At 61.2% G+C, this 16041-nt stretch carries 18 protein-coding genes; 2 read left to right on the top strand and 16 right to left on the bottom strand.

From position 1 onward, the window contains the following. Positions 1–84: 84 nt before the first annotated feature. Positions 85–1326, top strand: a complete 1242-nt coding sequence (locus ASE94_RS01110) for a sensor domain-containing diguanylate cyclase (RefSeq protein ID WP_082460712.1) — start codon at positions 85–87, stop codon at positions 1324–1326. 2 nt (positions 1327–1328) lie between these two features. Here the strand turns inward: ASE94_RS01110 and ASE94_RS01105 are convergent, their stop codons facing one another. The 9 genes from ASE94_RS01105 to ASE94_RS20365 all read right to left on the bottom strand — a co-directional run bounded on the left by ASE94_RS01105 (position 1329) and on the right by ASE94_RS20365 (position 10162). Further along, a complete protein-coding gene (locus ASE94_RS01105) occupies positions 1329–1697 on the bottom strand; it encodes a DUF3088 domain-containing protein (protein ID WP_062628847.1) in 369 nt (122 codons plus the stop codon). 65 nt (positions 1698–1762) lie between these two features. After that, entirely contained in the window at positions 1763–2677 is a 915-nt protein-coding gene (locus ASE94_RS01100) for an ABC transporter substrate-binding protein (RefSeq protein WP_062628846.1), read from the bottom strand. A 71-nt stretch (positions 2678–2748) separates the two neighbouring features. Then, positions 2749–3783 (bottom strand): LLM class flavin-dependent oxidoreductase, encoded by a 1035-nt coding sequence (locus ASE94_RS01095; protein ID WP_062628845.1) that lies wholly within the window; start codon positions 3781–3783, stop codon positions 2749–2751. A gap of 104 nt (positions 3784–3887) precedes the next feature. Further along, complete coding sequence (locus tag ASE94_RS01090) at positions 3888–4817, bottom strand: ABC transporter substrate-binding protein (protein ID WP_082460711.1); 930 nt, start codon at positions 4815–4817, stop codon at positions 3888–3890. A gap of 86 nt (positions 4818–4903) precedes the next feature. Further along, positions 4904–6682: an amino acid ABC transporter permease/ATP-binding protein gene (locus tag ASE94_RS21555; RefSeq protein WP_082460710.1), complete on the bottom strand. Its 1779-nt coding sequence runs from the start codon at positions 6680–6682 to the stop codon at positions 4904–4906. A 94-nt stretch (positions 6683–6776) separates the two neighbouring features. Next, on the bottom strand, positions 6777–7322 hold the full coding sequence (locus tag ASE94_RS01080; RefSeq protein WP_061911636.1) for a GNAT family N-acetyltransferase: 546 nt from the start codon (positions 7320–7322) through the stop codon (positions 6777–6779). A 68-nt stretch (positions 7323–7390) separates the two neighbouring features. Continuing rightward, the gene (locus tag ASE94_RS01075; RefSeq protein ID WP_062628843.1) at positions 7391–8725 is read right to left on the bottom strand and encodes an LLM class flavin-dependent oxidoreductase; all 1335 of its coding nucleotides are present in this window, start codon (positions 8723–8725) and stop codon (positions 7391–7393) included. A gap of 17 nt (positions 8726–8742) precedes the next feature. Continuing rightward, positions 8743–9753 carry an MsnO8 family LLM class oxidoreductase gene (locus ASE94_RS01070; protein ID WP_061911634.1) on the bottom strand — a complete coding sequence of 337 codons (1011 nt, stop codon included), beginning with the start codon at positions 9751–9753 and terminating at the stop codon, positions 8743–8745. A gap of 253 nt (positions 9754–10006) precedes the next feature. Continuing rightward, the gene (locus ASE94_RS20365) at positions 10007–10162 is read right to left on the bottom strand and encodes a DUF2256 domain-containing protein (protein ID WP_082460709.1); all 156 of its coding nucleotides are present in this window, start codon (positions 10160–10162) and stop codon (positions 10007–10009) included. Positions 10163–10394: 232 nt separating this feature from the next. Here ASE94_RS20365 and ASE94_RS01065 point away from each other — a divergent pair, with 232 nt between their 5' ends. Further along, the gene (locus tag ASE94_RS01065) at positions 10395–10733 is read left to right on the top strand and encodes a DUF3307 domain-containing protein (protein ID WP_062628842.1); all 339 of its coding nucleotides are present in this window, start codon (positions 10395–10397) and stop codon (positions 10731–10733) included. Here the strand turns inward: ASE94_RS01065 and ASE94_RS01060 are convergent. The 7 genes from ASE94_RS01060 to ASE94_RS01040 form a co-directional block, all read right to left on the bottom strand. Next, on the bottom strand, positions 10730–10897 hold the full coding sequence (locus tag ASE94_RS01060; RefSeq protein ID WP_156351733.1) for a hypothetical protein: 168 nt from the start codon (positions 10895–10897) through the stop codon (positions 10730–10732). The two genes, ASE94_RS01065 and ASE94_RS01060, sit on opposite strands and share 4 nt — an antisense overlap. 58 nt (positions 10898–10955) lie before the next feature. Continuing rightward, a complete protein-coding gene (locus tag ASE94_RS20790; protein WP_156351732.1) occupies positions 10956–11117 on the bottom strand; it encodes a hypothetical protein in 162 nt (53 codons plus the stop codon). Positions 11118–11205: 88 nt separating this feature from the next. Further along, positions 11206–11367 (bottom strand): hypothetical protein, encoded by a 162-nt coding sequence (locus ASE94_RS20785; protein WP_156351731.1) that lies wholly within the window; start codon positions 11365–11367, stop codon positions 11206–11208. Positions 11368–11487: 120 nt separating this feature from the next. After that, on the bottom strand, positions 11488–12054 hold the full coding sequence (locus tag ASE94_RS21215) for a helix-turn-helix domain-containing protein (protein ID WP_200913552.1): 567 nt from the start codon (positions 12052–12054) through the stop codon (positions 11488–11490). Next, entirely contained in the window at positions 11961–12464 is a 504-nt protein-coding gene (locus ASE94_RS21210; RefSeq protein ID WP_062628839.1) for a hypothetical protein, read from the bottom strand. Before ASE94_RS21210 ends, ASE94_RS21215 begins: the two co-directional genes overlap by 94 nt. A 166-nt stretch (positions 12465–12630) precedes the next feature. Then, on the bottom strand, positions 12631–13167 hold the full coding sequence (locus tag ASE94_RS01045) for a cyclic nucleotide-binding domain-containing protein (protein WP_062628838.1): 537 nt from the start codon (positions 13165–13167) through the stop codon (positions 12631–12633). Between the two features lie 9 nt (positions 13168–13176). After that, a complete protein-coding gene (locus ASE94_RS01040) occupies positions 13177–16041 on the bottom strand; it encodes an NHLP bacteriocin export ABC transporter permease/ATPase subunit (RefSeq protein ID WP_062628837.1) in 2865 nt (954 codons plus the stop codon).

The following is a 16041-nucleotide window of genomic DNA, read 5'->3' as shown; positions in this document are numbered from 1 at the left end:
ACATTTTTTGGCCCAGACAGCGCGCAGAATGCCGTCATGCCCTTGATGGTGAAACTTCAATGTCCGTAGCGTCAGGACAAGACCATGCCAACATCCCTTACACCTGATTATCGTCAGGTGGCCGCCGATCCCAACCGTCTCGATGCCCTCGAGCGGCTTGGCATTTTGGACACGCCGGGAGAAATGGTCTTTGACCGCGTTGCGGCCTTGATCAAGCTGATCTTCGGGGTCGAAATCGGCATCGTGTCGATGATTGATGCCCATCGCCAGTGGTATAAGGCCGTCGATGGCCTTGAGAATACCGAAGTCTCTCTCGACAGCACGTTTTGCAAGGATACGCTGCAACTGGGCCGGCCGCTGATCGTGCCCGATGCCAGTCAGGACGAGCGCTTTTTCGACAATGCGCATGTCACGGGCGGGCCCAAAGTGCGCTTCTATGCCAGTGCGCCAATCATGACAGGCGACGGCCTGACCATCGGCACCGTGTGCGCGATCGACGGCACCGCCCGCGAGTTCAGCGAACGCGACACCGCCATCCTTACCCATCTTGCAGCCATCGTCATGCACGAGCTGGAGCTGCAACAGGAGGCATCGACGGACGTGCTTACAGGCGCGAGAAGCCGGCGTGCCTTCCAGGATGAGGCGGTCAAACATCTCGCCCTCGCTATCCGTTATGCGGCGCCGCTTAGTTGCATCGCCTTCGATATCGACCACTTCAAGCAGGTGAACGACACCTATGGCCATGCGGCAGGCGATCGTGTGCTGGCGTCGGTCGCAAAGGCCCTCAAGGACGGGTTGCGTGAGAGCGATCTCGTCGGTCGCGTCGGCGGGGAAGAGTTCGCGATTATCCTCCCCCGCACCGAGCACAAGGCGGCGATGGCGACCGCCGAAAAACTCCGGGCCATCGTTAAAGCGCTTGATTTTCCTGGAACATTCCCGCCCATTGCAGTCACTGCATCCTTCGGCGTCTCGACCATCGGCGAGGGCGACGATCTCGATACGCTGCTCGAACGCGCGGATCAGATGCTCTATGTCGCCAAGCGCTCCGGCCGCAACCAGGTGTGCGGGTCGGACGCGCCGACCGAACCACCAAAGCCCAACCGGCGCCGCGTGCTCAAAGCCGGCCAGGTCATCTTCGATGGCGGCAGATCGACATACGATTGCACCATCCGATCGCTCTGGGATGGCGGCGCCGAGTTTGCCGTCTCCCTGCCGATGATCGTCCCCGACGAATTCGAATTGGTCATCAAGGGCACGGCCGAGCGTCATGCCTGCACGCTGTCCAAACGCTCGGCAACGAGCCTTGAGGCCACTTTCGCAGCCTGAGCTCAGGCGACCTTGCTCGCCCCCGCCGCTGGTCGGAGAAGCCGCGGAAACCTATGCCGCTCGGCAAGCAATTCCAGAATGCGCTCGGTGTCGGAAACAAAATGCAGACCATCGTGCACGCGCGCATCACCGGGTGGCTTATCGCCGAGGATCAACAGCGGAAGCCCTTGGTTTGCCTCGCCGACCAAGGCCACGACCTCCTGTCGTGGTCGGGGAAATGCTACCCGGACCACCTCGATATCAAGCGATAGCTGCGGAAAACTGGCGAGCAGCCCTTCAATCTGATTGCAGAACGGACAGACGAAAGGTCCATCGTCCCGGCCCGTAACCTCAAAGCCGGGATCGATCAGAAAAAGCCGGTCATGCGCCATGGTGAACTCCACTCTGGTTGAGAGCATGGGGCGGCCGGCTCTCGCACGGCCGTCGTTTTGATGCGTCAGGTCTTGGGCAGGCCCGGAGGATTGGTCTGGGATTGTTCCACCGCCTCAGCGCTGATGTTCCAGCGTTCGAGGGTCTTGCCGTAAAGGCCTTTCTCGATCAGGCCATTGATCGCGATGGTCACGGCCTCTGCCAGACCGGACCCTTTGCGCGTCGTTGCCGCGATCTCAGCCTTTGCCGGCCAGCCACCGCTTTGCACGCCGACGAGGCGCGTATCGCCGCTCACGGCCGAGGAATAGGACAGCGTTGGGTTGGGGTTGAACTCGACATCGGCACGGCCCGATTGCAAGGCAAGCGTACTGGCCGCGGAGTCGTCGTAGTACTGGATTTCAACCGGTGCGAGGCCCGCTTCCTGGTTGAGGCGATCCCATTCGAGGATGATCTTTTCCTGATTAGTCCCGGCGCCGGTGATGACTTTTAGCCCCGCGACATCCTTGGGCTCGGTGATTGATTGGATGGGGCTATCGTTGCGGACATAAAAACCTACGACGTCCTGGCGGTAGCTCGAAAAGTCGAACTTTTCCTTGCGCTCTTCGGTGACCGTGACGTTGGAAATCACCGCATCATACTTGCCCGAAGTGACCCCGAGCGGCCAATCGGCCCAGGCGGTGGCGACGAGATTGAGCTCGAGGCCTAGGGAGTCGGCGATTAGCGATGCGAGGTCCGGGTCGGCACCTACTACCGTTTGGCCGTCCGTCGCATAGGTGGCGATCGGTGGGTCCCAAGGCGAAACCGCGACGGTAAACTTGCCTTCGGCAGCAAATTTGAAATCAGCCGGAATCGCCGCAATGGCTTCCTGGTTGGGTTCGGCCTTGAGGCGGGCCGGCTGCTCCGGGCTCAGATCGAACTCGGCCGCGTGCACGGCAGTCGCAAGCGCCAGAATGGCAAAGCCGGCAAGAAGAGTAGTTTTCATGATTTCATCCAGATGTCGGAAAAAGTGCGCTTAAGGGAGGGCTTGGCGTCGCGCGGGCGCCGGAGCCAAAGTCATTCGGCCGCGAGAGCGGGCTGGGGTTTTGCGCGCCAACCCAGGGCCGGCGCGATGCGGGTGATCGTGTCCGAAAGGATCTGCTCGTATTCCTCGCGCTTGAACTCGTAGGGAAGTTCGAGGCGCAGCTCCGAGACGAGCGGCAGCACCGGATCATCGAGCAGCCATTCGACGATCTGCTCGGCAGGTCCGACGAGATCGCGCGGAAAAAGCGTGCGGCGTTCGCCCTGTGGCTTCAGCGTGCGATCGAAACGCGACGCGGCAAAAGCCTCATAACGCGTGATACGCGAGGGCGGCGCCGAGTCCGTCGGGACGATGACGCGGCCAAGGGCAACGCGCCCAGACCGCCCGCCTAAAGCCTCGCGCCAGGTGTTGATCAGATTGACCTGGGCCAGATGGAAATCATCCGTTCCTTCGCCGGAAATGACATTGCCGGTGAGGAGGTTAAAGCCATTCTCGCCCGCCCATCGCGCCGACCGCAGCGAGCCGCCGCCATACCAGAGACGATCGACCAGGCCCTCCGCATGCGGCTGGAGGCGTGGGCGCTGCGGGCCAAAAGGCGTTGCCACGAAGGTCTCTTCGTCCCCGAGATAATCACCGCGCAGATTGTCGCGAAACCGCTGGATCCGCGCATGGCTCAGATCATGCTGGCGCCAGTCGCCGTCATGGATCAGGTGCGCGATGAGATGGCTATGCGGTGGCACGCCGGCACTGAGGCCGACATTAAGCCGACCGCCCGAGAGCACATCGACCATTGAGAGGTCCTCGGCGAGCCGGAATGGGCTTTCATAGCCGATCTGGATCACGGCTGACCCCAGTTGGATAGTGCTGGTGCGCTGGCTGGCGGCCGCAAGAAACACGGCAGCAGAGCCGATGCCTGGCTCGAGGTGGCGCTGGCGTACCCAGGCGCTGTCAAAGCCGAGCTGCTCGCCCTGAGCGATGACCTCGAGCGTATCCTCGATGCCGGCAGAGGGCGCGGCATTGTCGAAATTGCCAGGAATGAGGAAGCCAATCTCTTTGATGTGCGCGGTCATGGTCTGTCTCGAGAAGGAGGGGGCGCGGGCGGAACAGGGAAGGAGGGAAGCCACCGCCCGCGCGAGGGACCGATCGTCGTTGGGTCGACCGGCCCCTAAACTAGTCAGGGTTTTGGCAGGCCCGGTGGATTGGTCTGAGATTGCTCGACGCCTTCGGGCGTCAGGTTCCATTGCTCGAGGAGCTTGGCGTAAGTACCGGTCTCGATGAGGTGGTTGATGGCGGCGGTGAAGGGTTCGGCAAGGCCGCTGTCCTTGCGGGTCGTCACGCCTACCTCGGCTGGATTGGGCCAGCCGGAGCTGATCGTGCCGACCAGTTTCGTATTGCCGGTCAGCGCCGCCTTATAGGCCAGCGGGCCATTGGGGTTGAGTTCGACATCGGCGCGACCGGAAGCGATGGCGAGGTCAGAGGCGGCATCGTCGTCGTAGTATTGAATCTCGACCGGTGCGAGCCCAGCTTCCTGGTTGATCCGATCCCATTCGAGCGTAATCCGCTCCTGGTTGGTGCCCGATGCGGTAATGATCCGGAGGCCCGCGATATCCTTAGGCTCCTTGATCGAGGTGATCGGGCTATCGGCCTTGACGTAAAAACCGTGGACGCCCTTGCGATAGGTCGAGAAGTCGAACTTCTCCTTGCGCTCCTCGGTCACGCCGACATTTGAAATGACGGCATCATATTTGCTGCTGCTGAGACCCAGCGGCCAATCGATCCAAGCAATGGGGACGATTTCAACTTCGAGGCCAAGCACCTCGCCTACAAGCCTTCCGAGGTCGGGATCGAACCCGACGACCGTCGCGCCATCGGTGGCATAGGTCGAAATCGGCGGGGCGCCGGCGGCGATGGCGATGCTGAGAACGCCATCCTTGGCATAATCGAAATCGGCCGGCAGGAGCGCTGCGATCGCGTCGACCTTTTCGGCATGGAGCCGACTTGGCGGATTGGGGCTGAGATCAAAGGCCTGAGCGAAGACGGCGGCTGGTGCGGCGGCAAGAAGAAGCGCCGTGGCGCCGATAAGGAATGAACGTCTGAGAAGCATGATAAAACCGGGGTTGAGATCTGGACGTGCGCCATCCTGCCGCTGACCGGCATGGAAGAGGGAGGAGGGCGCAGAGTTGGGAGTGGCTAGAGAACCTTGGCGAGGAACTCGCGAGTTCGGCTGTGCGAGGGCGCGCTAAAGAGGCGTTCTGGCGGCGCGATTTCGAGGATCCGTCCGTTTTCCATGAAGACGATGCGGTCGGCGACTTCGCGGGCGAAGCCGATTTCATGGGTGACGATCACGAGCGTCGTGCCGGATTTAGCCAATTCCTTGATCACGTCGAGCACTTCGCCGACGAGCTCTGGATCAAGCGCCGATGTCGGTTCATCAAAGAGCAGAACTTTTGGCCGTAGCGCCAGCGCGCGAGCAATCGCAACGCGCTGCTGCTGGCCGCCAGAGAGATGACGGGGATAGGCATCAGCCTTATCGGCAAGCCCGACCCGCGCGAGGAGATCCCTGCCCTGCGCCAGGGCTTCGTCCTTTGGAACGCCGGCCACCGACACAGGCGCTTCGATGATGTTTTCCAGCGCCGTGAGATGAGGGAAAAGATTGAAGTTCTGGAACACCATGCCGACACCGGCGCGGCGGCGGCGAATGGCGGGCTCCTTGAGTTCATAGAGCGTGTCGGCGCGTCGTTCGTAGCCGATGAGCTCGCCATCGATGGCGACGATACCGGCATCGACGCGCTCCAGATGATTGATGGTGCGCAGAAGTGTCGATTTGCCGGCGCCCGATGGGCCGATAATGGCCACCACCTCGCCAGAGTGCACGGTCAGATCGATCTTATCGAGCACTTTGAGCGCGCCGAAGGACTTGTTGACGCCGTGGATCGACACTTCGCCACCGATACGGCCGCTTTCGAAACCGGCAAGCGGCTTGCGACCGGCGACCACTGACATGGGCGAGACGGGTGCTGCATCCGGCGCCTTGCGGCCAATAGTGCGGAAGAAGCGATCGACCAGCGGCGGCAGAGCTTCGCGCTTGGCGCCGCGCGAATAGTATTGCTCGACGAGATACTGGAAGCCCGAGAGCACGACCATGATCACGAGGTACCAGACGGTTGCGACCATCAGGAGCGGGATGACCTCGAGATTGCGGCGATAAATCACCTGCACAGTGTAAAACAGCTCGGGCAGCGCCAGCACGTAGACGATGGACGTTGCCTTGGCCAAGCCGATGATTTCGTTGAAGCCCGAAGGCAGAATGGCGCGCATGGCCTGCGGGAGAACGATATGCACTGCCTGGCGCCAACTGCTGAGGCCAAGAGCGGCAGCGGCTTCGTGCTGACCCTGATCGACAGAGAGAATACCGCCGCGGATAATCTCGGACGAGAACGCAGCTTGGTTGAGGCTGAGGCCGATAATCGCGACGGCGAAGGGGCTCAGCGTCTGAACGGTATCGAACTGGGCCCAGAGGATATCGGTGAACGGCACGCCAAGATTGATGCTGGCGTAGAGATAGCCAAGATTGTTGAGCACGAGCAGCAGCACAATCAGCGGGATCGAGCGCAGGAGCCAGATATAGCCCCAGGAAAGCCCCGACAGCAGCGGCGACTTTGATACCCGGGCGAAAGCCAGAAGGCCGCCAAGGATAAAGCCGATGACGGCGGCAATGCCAGTAAGCATCAGGGTTCGCCCGAGGCCTGAAAGCACTGGGGCGGAGAAGAAATATTCCGCGAAGACCGGCCAACCCCAGCGCTCGTTGGTGAACACCGAGTGGAGCGTGATGAGGATGACGGCAGCCGCAAAAATGGTTCCGGCGACGCGCCAGGGATGACGTGCCTCGACCACTTTGAGGCGGTGAAGGTCTTGCGGCGCGGTGCGCTTGGGGGCGCTCTCCAAACCGATGTCAGTAACCGAAGCCATGGCCACACCTTTAATCTACAGAGTTAGTATATATTAATTTGAGAGTGGTGGCGTTGAGAAGCGACGCCATTCTGTGTTTGGAGAGGAGAGGAAACTATTTGCGCGCGACGGCGGCTTGCAGCGCACTGCCATTTTCATTCGCAAATGCTGCACGCGGTGCGACGAGCGCTTTCTCGAATGCCAGAATCTGGATGCTTTCCGGATCGGCTTGAAGATCGAAAAGCGCGGTGTAGCCGGTGCGCAGATAAAGCTCGCGCGCTTCGGGTTGGCGGAAGCCGGTCGTAAGATAGACCCGGCCATATCCTTGGCGCAGCGCCTGCGCTTCGAGCTCGACGAGAATTTTCCGCGCGAGGCCCTGGCGACGATGATCACGATCGGTCCAGACGCGTTTGAACTCGGCCGTCGTCTCGTCGTAGCGCATGAAAGCGCCGCCAGCGATGGGTTTTCCGTTCCGCAGAAGCAGGACAAATGCGCCATCGGGCGCGCCAAAGCGCTCTGGCGGATAGCGGTTCATTTCCTGTGCTGCGCCGCCCTCTTCGAAATAATTGCCGTAGCGGGTTTGGTACTCTTCGGTCAGTTGCTCGACGAGCGGCAGGGCCACGGGATCGGTGGGAAGCGTATAGAGAAAGCTGTCGGTCACGACCGGGCCTCCGCGCTGATGGTTATTAAGTGGGGCGGAGAGCCGCAAAGCCCCCCGCGGTTGGTCGGTCAGCCGGCTGCCTTTTCCGCGGGCAATGCATAGCGGCTTTCGCGGAACGGCAGGCCGAGATGATCGCGTAGCGTCGTGCCGATCTGCTCGCGGTTATGGCGGCCGCGCTTTTCGAGGATGGGCAAGACCTGTCCGTCAAAATCGGTCCAGCCTTGTGCCGAGACCGGAAAGCCAAGAACGAAGCCGTCGGCGGCGCCGGTATCGACCCATTCCTCGATCTTGTCGGCGATCTGCTCCGGAGTGCCCTGAAATTCGCTGCGTGGCGTCGTTTGTTCGAGAGCGACCTCGCGCAAGCTTTGCCCATGCTCCTTGGCTCGGGTCTTGATCCGATCGGTGCCCGACTGGAAATTGTTGCGGCCGATTTCGCCCAATTCGGGGAATGGCGCGTCGAGATCGTATTGGCTGAAATCGTGGTGATCGAAATAGCGCCCGAGATAATGCAGCGCTTCGGTGATGTTCACGAGACCCGCGATCTCCTGATATTTGCGTTCGACTTCCTCATCGGTCGAGCCGACGATGATGCCGACGCCGGGCAGGATTTTGATGGCATCGGCCCCGCGGCCGTGGGCGATGGCGCTTTGCTTGAGTTTTTGGGTCAGCACTCGGTTTTCGTCGATCGATGTGGAGGCCGCAAAAACAGCATCGGCATGGCGACCGGCAAGCTCGATACCGGCCGGCGATCCACCGGCCTGGAACAGCACGGTCTGGCCCTGTGGCGAGCGTTCGATATTGAGTGGGCCTTCAGCGGAGTGAAACTTGCCCTTGAAATCGAGGCGATGGAGCTTGGCGAAATCGGCAAACTGGCCGCTGGCGCGGTCGCGGGTAAAGGCGCCGTCGTCCCAGCTATCCCAGAGCCCTTTGACGATCTCGATATGCTCGGCCGCGATTTCATAGCGGAGGGCGTGGTTGGGATGCTGGACGCGGCCATAATTTTTGGCAGAGCCTTCAAGAGGCGAGGTCACCGCATTCCAGCCGGCGCGGCCGTTGCTCAGGAGATCGATGGAGCCAAACTGCCGCGCCACGGTAAACGGGTCGCTATATGAGGTCGACAGCGTACCGACGAGGCCGATCGTGCTGGTCGTTGCTGCCAGCGCAGAAAGCAAGGCGATCGGCTCGAACCGGTTAAGGAAATGCGGGATCGACTGCTCGTTGATGTAGAGCCCATCGGCAACGAACGCGAAGGCGATGCCGGCCGCTTCGGCCTTCTTGGTCTGCTCTAGCAGGAATTGGAAATTGACCGAGGCATCGGCGGGGCCGCTTGGATGCTTCCAGGCATTCATATGGCCGCCCGGGCCATGCAGCATCAGGCCGAACGGAATGCGGGTCTTGGTCATGGTCTATCTCCGAAAAATCAGGCGGAAAGTGCTGTCGGCGCGGCAGCGCGCTCACGCGCATCGGCGATCAATCCGATGGCGTCGAGGCGGCTATCGCCGGGATTGAAAAGATCGAGAATGAATTCTTCGATGCCATATTGGCGGGCGAGCGCATCGAGCGCCGCAACGATGTCGTGGCCATCGCCGGCAAGGACATTGGCCTTACGCTTTTCAACTTTGAAGTCGGTGACGCCGGCCTGACGAGCATATTCGGCGGCCTGCGCCTCGCTGCCGACGGTGACGCTTTGACCGCCCGGGATGGTGACGCGGAAGGGCGTGAAGCCGGCTGCGGTTTCGCGCGCCTTATTGCCATCCTTCTCAACGATGGCTGCCAGTGCCACGATCGGAGTGCGATGGTTCAGATCGCGATAAGTCGAAATGGACGTTGCCAGCGCGACATCATCACCATTGAGGTGGCGGGCGAACACGAAGTTCCAGCCAAGACTCGCGGCCAGTTCGGCGCTTTCGACACTCGCCCCGAGCAGGAAGCGCTCACTGGTGCTGGCCGGTTGAGGCGTCGCGGAAAGACCTTCCACGCGATCGCCAGTGCCCTCGCCCAGATAGGCGTTAAACTCGCGCAGTTGGGTTGCAAAGTCGGGACGGACTGCAGCGTCGCGGCCGGCCTGCAGCGCCTTGGTCGACAGCGGCAAGCCGCCGGGCGCCTTGCCGATCCCGATATCGATGCGTCCCGGGGCGAGGCTTTCGAGAAGATTGAAATTTTCGGCGATTTTGTAGGGGCTATAGTGCTGCAGCATGACCCCGCCGGACCCGACCCTGATGGTTTTGGTCGAGGTCGCCAAAGCGGCGATCAGGATCTCGGGAGACGAACTCGCAAGCTCGGGCGCGTTGTGGTGTTCAGCGACCCAGAACCGATGATAGCCCAGCGTTTCCGCCCGTTGCGCATAGGCAATCGTCCGCTGCAAAGCCCGGTGGGCGGTTTCGCCCTTGGCAATCGGGCTCTTGTCGAGCAGGCTGAGGCGATAGGTCATGCATGATCCCCTTGGTACAGGGCGCCAGCATAAGTCTAGTATTTTTATAGATAAATAGCTTAGGGATTGCGGGACCTGAAGATGGCAAGTCTTTTTCCCGTCTTACAACCGGCGGAAGCGGCTGCTTTTGTTGATATAGCTTCGTAGGAAACGTTCTGCCTCAAATCATGCATGCAAGAGCAAGCTGCCGAACGACCTTCACCATCGGGCTGACAGGCGCCGCTGCGGATGAATGGCACGCCGAATTACGCCGCTATCCCACCTTGCTATTTCTTTGGGCCCTGCAAGCGTCAGAGCAATATTTGACCTCATCCCAAACCTTGGCCCACTTCTTGCGCCAGACGAAAGGGCGCTCGCAGACCAAGCAAGTCTTCACCGGCAGATCGCTTTTCTCGATGCGCTTGGCCATGCCGAACACCTCGTTCGTTTTTCAAAAGATGCCTCGAAGCCAACCGCAAAAAGGTGTGCCCTTGGAAGACGGATATAGAACTAGGCCTTCCTTGCATGCTCAATAGCAGTGCAAAACAAAAACGCGGCAGAATGGGACGAAGCGTCGGGGCAGGCGACTAGGTTTTTTACGGCCAAGGCGCTATCCAAACCGGACGGCCTCAAGACGTCAGCGCGGGCCGGGGAAACACGCCATGCCCTTCGGTCCGGTCGAGATTTTTGCCCTCATGATCTTTGGGCACATGCTGGGCGATTATCCGCTTCAGGGCGATTTCCTGGCCAAGGCCAAGAACCGGTTCAATCCCTTGCCTGGCACGCCATGGTATCATGCCTTGGCGGCGCACGCCGTGATCCATGGCGGGCTGGTGTTTCTCGCGACAGGCAGCCTGATCCTCGGCGTATTGGAAACCATCGTCCACGCCATTATCGACGACACGAAATGCCGCGGGGCGATTTCCTTCAACATCGACCAGGCCCTGCACATCTGCTGCAAGGTTATCTGGTTGATTATTCTGGTCGTGTGGGCGCCTTAAGTGTCCTTGATCTCGCTGCCGCGACTGTAGGTAACCGTTTCAGTGGCTTGAGAGTTGAGGCCGCCTCCTCCGCCAGCAACCTTATCCAGGGCACTATCCGGCAATTCATCCTTGGCTTTTTTCGAAATTTTCGTGGTGGGTTTCATCCCGGTCTTCTCGGTCATTTTGTCGAACACTGTGAGCAGTAGGCTGACCATCGCAGGCTGTTTGGCCGCGATTAGGTTAGGACGGCTTTACCTCAGGAGGACGCAAGACGACTGCGCCTACTGGATCGCCGCCTTGGGCACCAAAATGCCCCCCGCCCGCTACCTTATCGAGCGCAGCGTCTGGCAGTTCGTCCGTCTTGCCGGTCACGGCGGGCTTCGATTTCGGCTTCAGGGTCACAATCGTCTCCGTATTTATTCAGGCTTCATAGAATTGGATGCACAGGTCGCGAGGAGACAAGCACCACCCTCGCGACCGGCGCAAAGGCTCAGCCGCGGTCGTACTTGCCGTACTGATCGTCAGGTTCGGTCCCATAACCCTTGCTGCCACCCTCTCTCTTGTCACCGCCAGCGACCTTATCGAGCACGCTATCGGGCATTTCGTCTTTCGCTAGCGTCTTTGCTGCAGGCTTCTTGGTTTCGTTTGCCATCATTACCCTCCCTCAATGATGAGCCAAGCTACCATTTTGCCTGACCCTCCGAGAGCGGAGGCTCAATCGGTTTCATCCCAAACCGCTGTGTTTTCGTCCCTAACGCGGCCTTTGCAGTGACTAGGCGCCTGTGCCAGCGGCATTGAGACCCTTGAGCCAGGCCTGCATCCAGTTCTGATCCGCCTCCACAATATCGCTCTTGCTGGCCGCCCGACGGCCAGCCTCAATGATCGCCTCGCGCGCGTTCATGCCATAACGCTGGCGGAAGGCGCGGGAAAATGCCGCTTCATTGGAAAAGCCGTTCATATAGGCAAGCTTGGCGACGACGCCGCGATTGGTCCCGACCGACGATAGCCGTAGGAATGCCCGATTGAGCCGCCGGTCGCGGATATAATCGGCCACCCCGCCCAAGGGCTCGAACGTACGGTAAAGCGCCGACCGCGACAGACCGAAATGGCGCATGACCATCTCAGGCGTCAGGTTTTCGTCGACAAGATGCTTTTCGATAAAGCCCTGGATCGCCTGGACGCCCGTGCCAAGGAGATCAGCCTCAGAAGCCTGCCCCGTCACAGCCGCCGACAGCCCCGCCGAAATCAGTACCGCCCCCACTTCAGTCGCCAGTTTGCCATCGGGGCCACCGAGCCGCGGCGCCACCTTGGCGAGCGACAGCAAATGTTCGCGCAGCAAAATGCCAAGGGAGGTTTCCCCATCCAGAACGGCCCCGTGCAGCGTGTCGAATGTCGTCGGCGCCAGGCCATCAATTGGCGCGGCACGACGAGGCTGATGGTATCGAGCTGCGTCGTCGCTGATTTCATCTGCCGCGATAGATCGAAACAGACGAGATCGCCGGCTTTGCCGCGTGTCTGATAGCCTTCTACATCGAATTCGCAGCTACCATTGACGTAAAGCTGCACTAGCAGATGATCTACACCCACGGCCGAGACCAGATTGGCATCGCGTTGAAAGGTCTGCGGCGAGGCGCTGGTTTTGCCGATCAGGAAACTACCAAGATTATAGGTCGCCATATCGGCGCTGAACGTGTCGAGTTCGCCATCGAGCGGATTGGCCTCAAAAAGGCTCGCCAGCCCATGCGCCACTGTTCGTAGTTTTCCTCTTGCGACAGCGCACTGGAATGGATGGCCTGGCTGGGCGCCGCACTGTCTGCCATGGGGGCTGTCTACCGTCTCAATTCGCAGCGGATGGAGGAGAATGACTAAATTCATTCGCATGAGGAAGATAGTCGCGTAAAATGTGATCGAAGGGCTAGGCGCGTGCGGCAGAGAGGATGGACATCATGTGATCAAAGCGCGCTCCGGCCAGCGACACCTGATCGAGAATGTTTTCGTCCAGTTCGTCGTCCATGATGGCGCCCGCCTTCATGCCCGAATTGCTCTTTTGTCGGTTGGTGGTGCTGCGCAGGCGATCGGCAAGGAAGATCGCCAGGGCCTTATAAAAGCGCCCTGCGAATCCCGGCTCGTCGCGAAGACGCAGCTCGATGGCGCGCTTGTCGATGGCAAGGATCAGGGAGCCAGGCGTCGTTTCGACGGTTACCGACGGCGGCGCGCTATCGATCAGTGACATCTCGCCCACAACTTCGCCGCGCCCGAGTCGCGCCACCTCGCCGACCCCGCTGACCTTGACCACGGCCTCCCCGCCGATGACGAAAAACAGGTCATCGGTTGCCCTTCCCTCTTCGATCAGAACGCTCGCATGACGCGCCTTGATGCGGCGACCGGTGCGGGCCATCCACTCGACGTCTTCATCGTTGAGCTGCCCCAGAATGTAGAGAACCTTGCGCATGGGTGTTTCCTAGATCAGCTGGCGCTTGGCCAGAATGGAAAACGGGCCATCGGCATTGATGAGGTCGTCATAAGTGCCGCTTTCGACCAGTCGGCCCTTTTCGAGCACCAGCACACGATCCACCTCGCGAATGGTGCTGAGGCGATGGGCGATGACGATGCGCGACACGTTGATGCGCGCCAAGGTCTGGGTGACGATGGCCTGCGTGCGATTGTCGAGCGCGCTGGTCGCTTCATCGAGCAGCAGGAGATTGGGCCGCCGCACCAGCGAGCGCGCCAGCAAAACGCGCTGCCTCTGCCCGCCGGAGAGCGTACCGCCGCCGTCCGTAAGCACGGTGTGCATGCCCATGGGCATGGCTTCGATGTCGCGGGCAAGATCGACGAGCCGCGCTGCCGTCCAGGCATCGTCGATGCCAAGTCCCGACGCCCCGACGATGTTTTCGAACATCGAGCCGACGGTAATCCGCCCGTTCTGCAGAACGACGCCGATCTGCGAGCGCAACATGGCCCGGTTGAGCCGCTCGGCCGGCTTGCCATCGAAAAATACCTCGCCGCTTTCGGGTCGATCAAAGCCCAACAGCAGGCGCAGAATGGTGGATTTTCCGCCGCCCGATGGCCCGACAATGGCGACATATTCGCCCGGCTTCACCGAGAAGCTCACATCGTCGAGGGCCAGCGGACTTTCGCTGGTATAGCGAAACCGCACCTGCCGCACTTCGAGCGCGCCGGTCAGGCGGCCCGGATCCTCGCCGCGCTCCTGCTTTTCGGGCGTCGCTTCAAGCAATGGCTTGGTGCGTTCGAGCAAAGGCTCCACAGTCAAAATCTGCGTGGTCGCGCCGACCGCCGTTGCCATAGCCGCTGAGACTTGGCCAAAGGCCGCGATAAAGGCGACGAATTTTCCAGCTGTTATTCCCGGGACAGCTCCACCTGCGCCACCCGGCAACAGCGCGGCCAGCGCCGCTCCCGCGGCATCGGCCTTGGCGAGCGCCACGACCATGAGAAAAATCGACAACAGCGCCAATGGATAAAACACAGCCTGCGCCACGGCCTGCCGCCCAGCCCACGTGCGGGCGCGCACAAAGGCATGCCGCTGCGGCGCACTGCGCCAGGCCCATTCTGCTAGCCCACGTTTTTCGGCCGCCGCACCGCGCAGCTTGGCAATGCCGACCATCAACTGCAGCACAAAGCCCTCGACGCGCCCATTGATGCGCACGCGCTCGCGCTCATGGCGCAACTGCCGCCAGGACAAAAACCCGGATACAGCAGCAATTACGAGAATGGGCACGATGGCCATCAGCGCCATGCGCCAATCGAGCAGCGCCATGGCAGTACCGCCCGAAACAATGCCGATGGCGCCAAAGAGGCCAGCAAGCGCGCTCCCACTAACCAACTGGCGGATTTCCTGCAAACCGAGAGTTCGCTCGGCAAGATCACCGACCGAAAATTTACGGAAGAACGTCACCGGCAGATGCAGCAATCGATGAACCACGGCGGCTTGCAACTTGGCATCAAGCCGCGCCTCCAGCCGCGCCACGCCCAGCGCCCGGACAACTTCGAACATAGTTTGACCGAGCGCCAAGGCACACAGCGCGACGAGGATCTGCACGAGGTTCGAGCGATCCCCGAGCGGCACGACGCTTTCGAAAATAATACCAGTTGCGAAGGGCATGGCCATGAGTGTCAGCGCTGCAAAAACCGACATCAGGCCGATGCGCCGCACATCACGCCCCGCCCCGCTGATCCCGAACCCAAGGAGATCGCGCATGCCGAGCGCCCGGTCGGGAAGGCTTGGATAAAGCTGAAGCGCGCCAGCCGAGATCGTTTCGACCAGCTTGGCAGTCACCACGCCATCCACGCCCGGTCCGCGCGCACGCCAGCGACCGCCACCGATCGGCACGATCGCCAGAGGCCTGCCGTCCCGCGTCTCGGCCAGGAAGGGCAGGCCATCGCGTTTCCACCAGTCCCCGGCGAGCCGTACCGGACGATAGGGCAGATCGAGAAAGCCAAGGACCTGCAGCAGCCGGTTGCCGCCATCGGAAATAGGCAGCGGCCTCGGCAATTCCGGCCCCTTGTGCCCTGCCGCCGCCAGCACCGTTATGATCGCCGACAAGGCCGGGTCGCGCGGCAGTGGCCGGCTCGCCTCCGAGCGCCCCACCAGCGCCGTCATGGCATCGGCCAGTGCCGCATCGGAAACCTGCTGCCGGCCGACAAAACCGGCTTCGGACTGACTGCGCTCCGCCTGCAGCCGTTGCGCAATCAGCATCACGACAGACCCATTGAGCGAGGCAATGGCATCCTGCTGCTGAACTGCACTCGGCCGCTCGATCAGCGTCAGTCGACCGCCCGATGGAGTATCGAACCGCGCGGGCGCCATTGCTGGCATCATTGTGCGAGCCTTTAGCTCCATCCCCTGCCATCGGACAACGCCGCCGTCGACCCGAAGCCAAAGCAATCGCCGCGCGGGCACACCGTAATCGCTGCCGGGTTCAAGTGCCGTCGTCGCCTCGATCAGATATCCCGGCCAATCCTCGCCGCGCGGGCTAGTCGCCGCGCTCATATCCTCGATCCAGCGCTCAACCTGCGCCGTTTCGGCCAATGCCAGATCAACCGCAACAGCTTCGAATGCCGAGCCGAGCGACCCGACTGCAATCAGTGTCCCGCCCGTCGCGGCGCCGCCAAACATGGTGGCGCCATCGCTGGCCCGGAACAGGTGCCGACGCCCATTCCCCGCAGCATCGGCCACGAAAATATCGGCATAGCCACTGACGATGCGATAGGCGACTGCCGCATCATCGAGGCTCAGAGGCCGGTTGCTGCCGCCTTCAATCGGCGGAGCCGGTGGCATGGCGCGCAGCGGGGAGAGGTTGGGCGCCAT

The sequence above is a fragment of the Devosia sp. Leaf64 genome (assembly GCF_001421945.1).
GTDB lineage: Bacteria > Pseudomonadota > Alphaproteobacteria > Rhizobiales > Devosiaceae > Devosia.
The sequence above is the reverse complement of the archived record's forward strand: the minus strand, read 5'-3'. Positions and strand labels throughout refer to the sequence as shown.

What these genes read in the sequence shown, in the direction of transcription:
- ASE94_RS20785 (WP_156351731.1), bottom strand. Translation starts at nt 11,367, where the DNA reads ATGGCAAACGAAACCAAGAAGCCTGCAGCAAAGACGCTAGCGAAAGAC.
- ASE94_RS01075 (WP_062628843.1), bottom strand. Translation starts at nt 8,725, where the DNA reads ATGACCAAGACCCGCATTCCGTTCGGCCTGATGCTGCATGGCCCGGGC.
- ASE94_RS21555 (WP_082460710.1), bottom strand. Translation starts at nt 6,682, where the DNA reads ATGGCTTCGGTTACTGACATCGGTTTGGAGAGCGCCCCCAAGCGCACC.
- ASE94_RS01110 (WP_082460712.1), top strand. Translation starts at nt 85, where the DNA reads ATGCCAACATCCCTTACACCTGATTATCGTCAGGTGGCCGCCGATCCC.
- ASE94_RS01060 (WP_156351733.1), bottom strand. Translation starts at nt 10,897, where the DNA reads ATGACCGAGAAGACCGGGATGAAACCCACCACGAAAATTTCGAAAAAA.
- ASE94_RS01100 (WP_062628846.1), bottom strand. Translation starts at nt 2,677, where the DNA reads ATGAAAACTACTCTTCTTGCCGGCTTTGCCATTCTGGCGCTTGCGACT.
- ASE94_RS01105 (WP_062628847.1), bottom strand. Translation starts at nt 1,697, where the DNA reads ATGGCGCATGACCGGCTTTTTCTGATCGATCCCGGCTTTGAGGTTACG.
- ASE94_RS01070 (WP_061911634.1), bottom strand. Translation starts at nt 9,753, where the DNA reads ATGACCTATCGCCTCAGCCTGCTCGACAAGAGCCCGATTGCCAAGGGC.
- ASE94_RS01090 (WP_082460711.1), bottom strand. Translation starts at nt 4,817, where the DNA reads ATGCTTCTCAGACGTTCATTCCTTATCGGCGCCACGGCGCTTCTTCTT.
- ASE94_RS01045 (WP_062628838.1), bottom strand. Translation starts at nt 13,167, where the DNA reads ATGCGCAAGGTTCTCTACATTCTGGGGCAGCTCAACGATGAAGACGTC.
- ASE94_RS01065 (WP_062628842.1), top strand. Translation starts at nt 10,395, where the DNA reads ATGCCCTTCGGTCCGGTCGAGATTTTTGCCCTCATGATCTTTGGGCAC.
- ASE94_RS01095 (WP_062628845.1), bottom strand. Translation starts at nt 3,783, where the DNA reads ATGACCGCGCACATCAAAGAGATTGGCTTCCTCATTCCTGGCAATTTC.
- ASE94_RS20365 (WP_082460709.1), bottom strand. Translation starts at nt 10,162, where the DNA reads ATGGCCAAGCGCATCGAGAAAAGCGATCTGCCGGTGAAGACTTGCTTG.
- ASE94_RS01040 (WP_062628837.1), bottom strand. Translation starts at nt 16,041, where the DNA reads ATGGCGCCCAACCTCTCCCCGCTGCGCGCCATGCCACCGGCTCCGCCG.